This is a genomic window from Micrococcus sp. KT16 (genome assembly GCF_003315015.1).
In the GTDB taxonomy this organism is placed as follows: Bacteria; Actinomycetota; Actinomycetes; order Actinomycetales; family Micrococcaceae; genus Micrococcus; species Micrococcus luteus.
This window is the reverse complement of the sequence record NZ_QNRG01000025.1, coordinates 1-6,837: the sequence shown is the minus strand read 5'-3', so window position 1 is coordinate 6,837 and position 6,837 is coordinate 1. Positions and strand designations below refer to the sequence as shown.

5 protein-coding genes, 3 pseudogenes and 1 other annotated feature are annotated in these 6,837 nt (G+C 65.2%); of the genes and pseudogenes, 5 read left to right on the top strand and 3 right to left on the bottom strand.

The features are described from left to right. Nucleotides 1-57 precede the first annotated feature (57 nt). Complete coding sequence (locus DE149_RS11505; RefSeq protein WP_223247546.1) at nt 58-456, bottom strand: helix-turn-helix domain-containing protein; 399 nt, start codon at nt 454-456, stop codon at nt 58-60. A 141-nt stretch (nt 457-597) separates the two neighbouring features. Beyond that, nucleotides 598-1,740, bottom strand: a complete 1,143-nt coding sequence (locus DE149_RS11500) for a calcium/sodium antiporter (RefSeq protein WP_043282823.1) — start codon at nt 1,738-1,740, stop codon at nt 598-600. Between the two features lie 172 nt (nt 1,741-1,912). Here DE149_RS11500 and DE149_RS11495 point away from each other — a divergent pair. Then, a pseudogene (locus DE149_RS11495) lies at nt 1,913-3,285 on the top strand (IS1380 family transposase). Here DE149_RS11495 and DE149_RS11490 read toward each other — a convergent pair. After that, nucleotides 3,254-3,694 (bottom strand): annotated as a pseudogene (locus DE149_RS11490) (ISL3 family transposase); the annotation flags it as partial. The pseudogenes DE149_RS11495 and DE149_RS11490 sit on opposite strands and share 32 nt — an antisense overlap. Nucleotides 3,695-3,831: 137 nt before the next feature. On the opposite strand from DE149_RS11490, the gene DE149_RS11485 reads away from it, so the two are divergent. The 4 genes and pseudogenes from DE149_RS11485 to DE149_RS11470 form a co-directional block, all read left to right on the top strand. After that, the gene (locus DE149_RS11485; protein ID WP_100057176.1) at nt 3,832-5,115 is read left to right on the top strand and encodes an IS256 family transposase; all 1,284 of its coding nucleotides are present in this window, start codon (nt 3,832-3,834) and stop codon (nt 5,113-5,115) included. Nucleotides 5,116-5,177: 62 nt separating this feature from the next. Continuing rightward, a complete protein-coding gene (locus DE149_RS11480) occupies nt 5,178-5,510 on the top strand; it encodes a DUF3024 domain-containing protein (protein WP_036315702.1) in 333 nt (110 codons plus the stop codon). Between the two features lie 44 nt (nt 5,511-5,554). Continuing rightward, nucleotides 5,555-5,752 carry a hypothetical protein gene (locus DE149_RS11475; protein ID WP_010078466.1) on the top strand — a complete coding sequence of 66 codons (198 nt, stop codon included), beginning with the start codon at nt 5,555-5,557 and terminating at the stop codon, nt 5,750-5,752. 59 nt (nt 5,753-5,811) lie between these two features. Then, nucleotides 5,812-6,755 (top strand): annotated as a pseudogene (locus DE149_RS11470) (IS3 family transposase); the annotation flags it as partial. Continuing rightward, nucleotides 6,111-6,245, top strand: a sequence feature (AL1L pseudoknot). (Overlaps the previous pseudogene by 135 nt.) Nucleotides 6,756-6,837: the final 82 nt, after the last annotated feature.

The following is a 6,837-nucleotide window of genomic DNA, read 5'->3' as shown; positions in this document are numbered from 1 at the left end:
TACCTAACCCCAGCCGAGTACGCTCGGCAGTGCACCCATCAAATGGAAACCGACGACTCACAGAACGTCCGGACCGAATGAAGGGGGCGGCTCACGGCCCTGAGCGTCGGGAGAGTTCGCCATGCGTTCAACGGTCGGGTCTGCGGCCTCCAGACGCAAGCGACCCGCGATCTCGTTCGGCATCCATGACGCTGCGAGGTCGGCGTTGACGCGGGCCTCGAGTACCGGGTCCTTTGCCACTTTCCGGACCTGTGGGCGAGAGCGCTGGCGTTGCGCTTTCACGTCCGCGGTCACGGCTTGATAGCCGCGCGTCTTCGTCGAGTTCGGTCGAAGCTCTCTGGAGACCACCGAAGGGCATCTACCCAGGTGAGACGCGATCTTCCGGACTCCCCACCCGGCCTTCGATCCCGTCGAGATCTCCATCCGCTCCGTGAACGTGAGTCGCCGCCGCACCATCCCAGGCCTCCTCGCCTCGAGCCCCCACCGACCGGGAGTGTTGCTACGACGCTATGACACCACCAACCGACAGTCATCTCTTGCCGATTTACATTCAGCCGACGACCTGAATGAAGCCAGCAGCCGAATGCACTCGACGGTCTACGTCGAAGTCGTGGTCTGGTCCAGGTCTCGGCGTCCCTTGCGGAGCCCGATTTCGTAGGCTGTAAAGGAAATGAGCGTCAGTGCGATTAACGGCAGCACGAACCACGCCATGGCTACGGTGAATCCCTCCAGTGCATCGTGCGCTGTGGCAGCCAGCACAAGGTATCCGGTGTAGGCGGCGTACAAAACCACGAACAAGCCGCCCTCCCAACGCGCCACCGCGAAGCCCGTGAACGCGATCGGCAGTAGTGCCACTGCGGCCGCCAGCATTACTGGGATATCGAAGGCCACTGCGGCGCCGGATACGGGAATGCCCTCAAGAGAGATGAGCGCGGTTAGTCCTAGCACTACCCCTATGTTGAAGATATTGCTGCCGACCACGTTGCCCACCGCTAGGTCGCGTTCACCGCGACGCACGGCAATGATGGACGTCGCCAGCTCGGGCAGCGATGTCCCGACAGCCACAACGGTCAGTCCGACCACGAGGCTGCTTACGCCCAACGTGGTGGCTATGTTCACTGCTCCTTCCACGAGCAGCGTGGCACCGGCGACCAGCAACGCGACCCCCAGCAGCACAAAGAAGAGCGACCTGCTGACCGAGGCGCCTAGCGCAGCCCCTTCCTCGTCGGCTGGATCGACGGTTGCCGAATCTCCTGTCCCTTCCCGGGCATTCACCGCGGTCTTGGCGTCCCGCCGACTAATCACCACGGACATTATGGTGTGGACCACCACACCGAAAAATAGTATCAGCCCGTCCACCGCACTGATCCTCCCATCCAGGGACACAAGGAGCAGTAGAACTGACAAGACGACCATCAGGGGCAGGTCAAAGCGGATCAGCCTCCGCTTTACAGCGAGGGGAACGACCAGCGCGGACAGTCCCAGGATGAGCAGGACATTAATGATGTTGCTGCCAACCGCATTGCCCACGGCAAGCCCCGGTTCATCACGCAGTACAGCACCGACGCTCACTGCGAACTCGGGTGCCGACGTCGCCGCTGACACTACGGTGAGACCGATCACCAATGACGAAATCCCGAAACGTCCGGCCAGTGCTGACGCCCCACGCACCAAAAATTCCCCACCCAAGACCAGCAGCACCAGTCCGGCCACGATCCGTCCAATATCAAGCGCATCCATGAGTAGGAGTGTACGGACCACAGTTCAGGCCCTGCCACGAGCACCCGCTGACCTCGAGATTTCACTGGGGTGTGGTCTCGACGGGTGGGCGTCATAGAGAAAGGTGCTCCTGGCCTGGGATGATACGGGGTGTCGAGTCTCGTAATCCCTGGCCGGAAGGAGCACCTTTCAGGTGTCCCACCCTACCGTGTTCTTCTACCCCCGCCCGCGTGTGGACGTCGCTGAGGTCCCGGCGGCCTCGCATGCGGGCGCGGTGCTGCTGACCGACACGATCCACGCCACCGGCCTCGCCTCTTCGCTGCGTGAAGCGTTGGGTTCATGGACGAAACCGCTGGCCGAGCATCACGCCTCCAAGGTCCTGCTGGACCTAGCGATGACTCTCGCGGTGGGCGGGGAGGTCGCCCGTGACACCGACCTGCTGCGGTGCGAGCCGGGCCTGTTCGGTGACGTCGCCTCGGCCCCAACGATCTCCCGCACGCTCACCACCCTCGCTGAGGACGCGCCCGCCGTGATGACCGCGATCGCCAGGGCTCGCAGGACCGCGCGCGAGCAGGCCTGGGCCCTGGCCGGCGAGCATTCCCCGGCCGAGGGGACGAGCGCGAAGACCCCGCTGGTCATCGACCTCGACGCCACCCTGATCAACGTCCACAGTGAGAAGGAGCAAGCCGCCCCGACGTTCAAACGCGGCTTCGGCTACCACCCTCTGTACGCGTTCCTGGACCACGGCAGCGAAGGAACCGGGGAACCGCTCGCGATCCACCTTCGCCCCGGCAACGCGGGCTCGAACACCGCCAGCGATCACATCGCCGTCACCCGTCTGGCCCTTGCGCAGCTCCCACCGGCCCTGCTGGGCCGGGGCGGGCGGGGATCGAAAAAGGTCCTGATTCGCACCGACGGGGCCGGCGGCCCCAAGGACTTCGCGGGCTGGCTGGAGCGGCAGCGTCTGGCCTACTCAGTCGGGTTCACCCTCCCCGCGAACACTCCTGACCTGTTGGAACGTATTGATGAGGCGAAGGCGTGGACTCCTGCCTACGACACCGACACCGAAGGGATCCGCGATGGGGCATGGGTCGCGGAACTGACCGGACTACTGGACCTGCCCGGGTGGCCCCCGGAATGCGGGTAACCGTAAGGAAGGAACGCCCCCACCCCGGAGTGCAGCTACGGATCACCGATCACAAAGGGATGCGGATCACTGCGTTCGCGACCAACGCCCCACGCGGCCAGCTTCCAGTGCTGGAGCTGCGTCACCGCCGCCGCGCGCGCTGCGAGGACCGGATCCGCAACGCCAAGGACATGGGCCTGATGAAGTTCCCGCTGCAGGGATTCGCGCAGAACCAGGTCTGGTGCCAGATCGTCCAGCTCGCCGGCGTCATCGTCGCCTGGATGCAGGCCATCGCGCTGGCCGGCCATGATGCACGTCGCTGGGAGCCCAAACGGTTTCGCGCACGGTTGTTCGAGATCCCCGCGACCATCGTGCGCCGCTGTCGGCACAAGATCCTGCATTCGAGGCTCATCGCATTTGAGGGTGTAGCAAGGGTCTGAAGCCGCCTGATTCGAGGAGGCTGCGGGCGATGTAGTTGGTGAGGTTGCGGAAGCCGAGGGCGGAGCCGCGCAGGTGTTCGAGCCGGCCGTTGATCGCCTCCGTCGGACCGTTGCTGGTGCCCAGTCGCTCGAAGAACGCCAGCACGTCGGCGGCGCGTTTGGTCAGTGTCCGGCCGAGCTTGCCCAGTTCCTCGAGGGTGTCGGGGACCTTCTTGCTCAGCGCCGCGATCACCTTCTCCATCTTGGCCTTAGCCTTTGCGCGGTCGAATTCTCGATACGCGGCGACCATGGCCTGGTAGATCTCCCAGGCCGCTTCGACCGCGGCGTGCTTCTCGTGGGCGAAGAGGACGCTGAGGTGTTCTTTTTGGCGGTCGGTCAGCAGGCTCATCCCGGTGTGGAGGGTGCGGCGCAGTTGCGTCCGGCAGAGTGGTGTACGAATCCCGCAGCACGTTGACTCCGGTTGGCGTGTCGACCGCGAAGTAGAAGCGGTCACCGCGGGAGGCTTTCGAGGAAACTCTCACATCCCACTCGAAAGGGACACCCGCGATGACCGCTCCCCACGATATCGACCCCCAGGCGTTTCTGTCCGATCTGCTCACCCAGGCCTCGCCGGACTTGATGCGTCAGATGCTCACCACCTTCATCAATGCCCTGCTGTCGGCCGAGGCTGACAGCGTGTGCGGCGCCGCCTACGGCGCCCGCTCGGATGAGCGCACCAACCGGCGTAACGGCTACCGGCACCGGGACCTGGACACCCGCGCCGGCACCATCGACGTCGCGATCCCGAAACTGCGCGAAGGCACCTACTTTCCCGACTGGCTCCTGGAGCGGCGCCGCCGCGCCGAGGCAGCGCTGACCACGGTGGTCGCCACCTGCTACCTGCTCGGCGTCTCCACCCGCCGGATGGACAAACTGGTGCAGACTCTCGGCATCACGGGCCTGTCGAAATCGCAGGTCTCAGAGATGAGTAAAGACCTGGATGCACCGGTCGAAGCGTTCCGCACCCGGCCGCTCGATGCTGGGCCGTATCGGTTTGTCGCCGCCGACGCGCTCGTGCTCAAAGTGCGTGAACACGGCCGGGTCGTCAAGGTCGCCGCCATGGTCGCCACCGGCATCAACAACGACGGCTACCGCGAGATCCTCGGCCTGCAACTGGGCACCGCGGAGACCAGGGAGGGGTGGCTCGGGTTCTTCCGTGATCTGGCTGCCCGCGGCCTGTCGGGGGTGGAGCTGATCACCTCCGATGCCCATGCCGGGCTGGTCGAAGCGGCCGGGGCGGTGTTCGGGACGGCGCAGTGGCAGCGCTGCCGCACCCACTACGCGGCCAACCTGATGGCGGTGTGCCCGAAGTCGCAGTGGCCCGCGGTGAAAGCGCTGCTGCACAGCGTCTACACCCAGCCCGACGTCGAGGCGGTGATCGCCCAGTACGAGCACATGATCGACAGCCTGGCCACCCATCTGCCGGCCGCTGCCGAGCACCTCGAGGGCGCCCGCGATGAGGTGCTCACGTTCACGAAGTTCCCGAAGGAGGTGTGGAAGAAGATCTGGTCGAACAACCCGAACGAACGGCTCAACAAGGAGATCCGGAGACGCACCGACGTCGTCGGCATCTTCCCCAGCCGAGTCGCGGTGATTAGACTCCTCGGCGCGGTGCTGGCCGAGCAGCACGACGAATGGACCGAATCACGGCGCTACATGAGCCTGGAATTGCTGACCGCGACCGACACGATGCTCGCCGAAGCAGCCGCGAAAGCCGCGGCTGAACAAGCCGCCCTACAGGTCAGCGACACCATGACCGACGACCCCGGCCACGCGGCACTCGCCGCCTGACAACCCACCCGACCACGAGGAACCCGACAAAGCCTCGATACACCACTCAAAAGGACTTGACCATGGCTATGCCCGAGACCGACCTGCTGCGCATCGGCCGCTGGTGCCGTGAACGCGTGCCCGAGCACCTGTGGGATCAGGTGAGAGTAGAAGCCGAGATCGCCGACCGGCACGTCACGATCATCGAGACGCGGCCGCCGTGGGACGGGCAGGGCGACTGGACGCGGTTCCCGGTCGCGCGCCTGCGATACACCGTCAAGACCGGCCAGTGGAGCATCTACTGGCGTGACCGGCACATGAAGTTCCACGAGTACACGAAGAGGCGCCCGACGAAGAACGTCCAGAGTCTGCTCGACTACATCGGCAGCCACCAGGATCCGATCTTCTGGGGCTGAGAGCTCCCACGGCCGTGTCGGTACTCACCGCTACGGTCGGGAGTATGAGCGAAGAGCAATGGGATGAAGCGGCCTTCCGCGCATCGATCCCGGCCGCGCGCGAGAAGGTTGAGTTTGCCGCAAGGTTCTGCGAGATCGGCCCCTCACAGCCCCGCTGGGATAGTCACCGTCCCGTCGTCGAGTTGATCTTCTATCTCTGCAAGCTCGACTACGACATCAAGGTGCTCCTGCTGCCTTCCTGACCGATTGAAGCGCCCTGGGTTTGTTGGAGACTCCTGACCTTGGAAACGAGGATGGAGTTATGCCGAAAGAGCAGACAGCGGGGAAGCCGACGACGCGTCGGTATTCGCCGGAGGAGAAGGCCGCGGCGGTCCGGATGGTGAGGACGCTGCGTGCCGAGCTGGGGACCGAGCATGGGACCGTCAATCGGGTCGCGACGCAGCTCGGGTACGGGGTCGAGTCCGTGCGGATGTGGGTCAAGCAAGCCGACATCGACGACGGCGTCACCTCTGGCGTGAGCAGCGCTGAGGCGCGGCGGGTGCGTGAACTGGAGCAGGAAGTCCGGGAGTTGCGGCGGGCCAACGAGGTCCTCAAGCGTGCTGCGTCTTTCTTCGGGGCGGAGCTCGACCGCCACTACCGGAAGTAGTCGCGTTCATCGACGCGAACAAGGATGACCTGGTCGACGCTCGCCGGCTCGGAGTCGAGCTCATCTGCAGGCTGCTGCAGGTGGCTCCGAGCAGCTACTACGCCGCCAAGACCCGCGCCCCCTCGGCTCGCGCGGTGCGGGACGAGGAGCTGATCCCGCAGCTGGTCGAGCTCTAGGAGACGAACTACCGCGTCTACGGGGTCAGAAAGCTCTGGAAGACCGCGCGTCGCGCCGGGATCGACATCGGCCGAGATCAGACGGGCCGGCTCATGCGCGCCGCAGGGATTAAGGGCGCGACCAGGTCGAAGCGGGTGAAGACGACCCGGCCAGATCCGACCGCGGCGCGGCACCCGGACCTCGTGAAGCGGGAGTTCACCGCGCCTGCCCCGAACCGGCTCTGGGTCACCGACCTGGCGTTCGTGCCGACGTGGGCCGGCGTCGCGTACGTCTGCTTCATCGTCGACGCGTTCTCCCGGATGATCGTCGGGTGGCGGTGCGCGTCACACATGCGCACCGAGATGGTCCTCGACGCGATCGAGATGGCCCGCTGGTCCCGCGGCGCTCGCCACGAGGACCTGCGCTGCCACAGCTGTCAAGGGCCATTGAGTTCTGCCCATAGGCGGCCAGTGTTTCTTCCCGCTGGTGGCCATCAGAACTGCCCACTGGTGGCCAGCTGGTTTG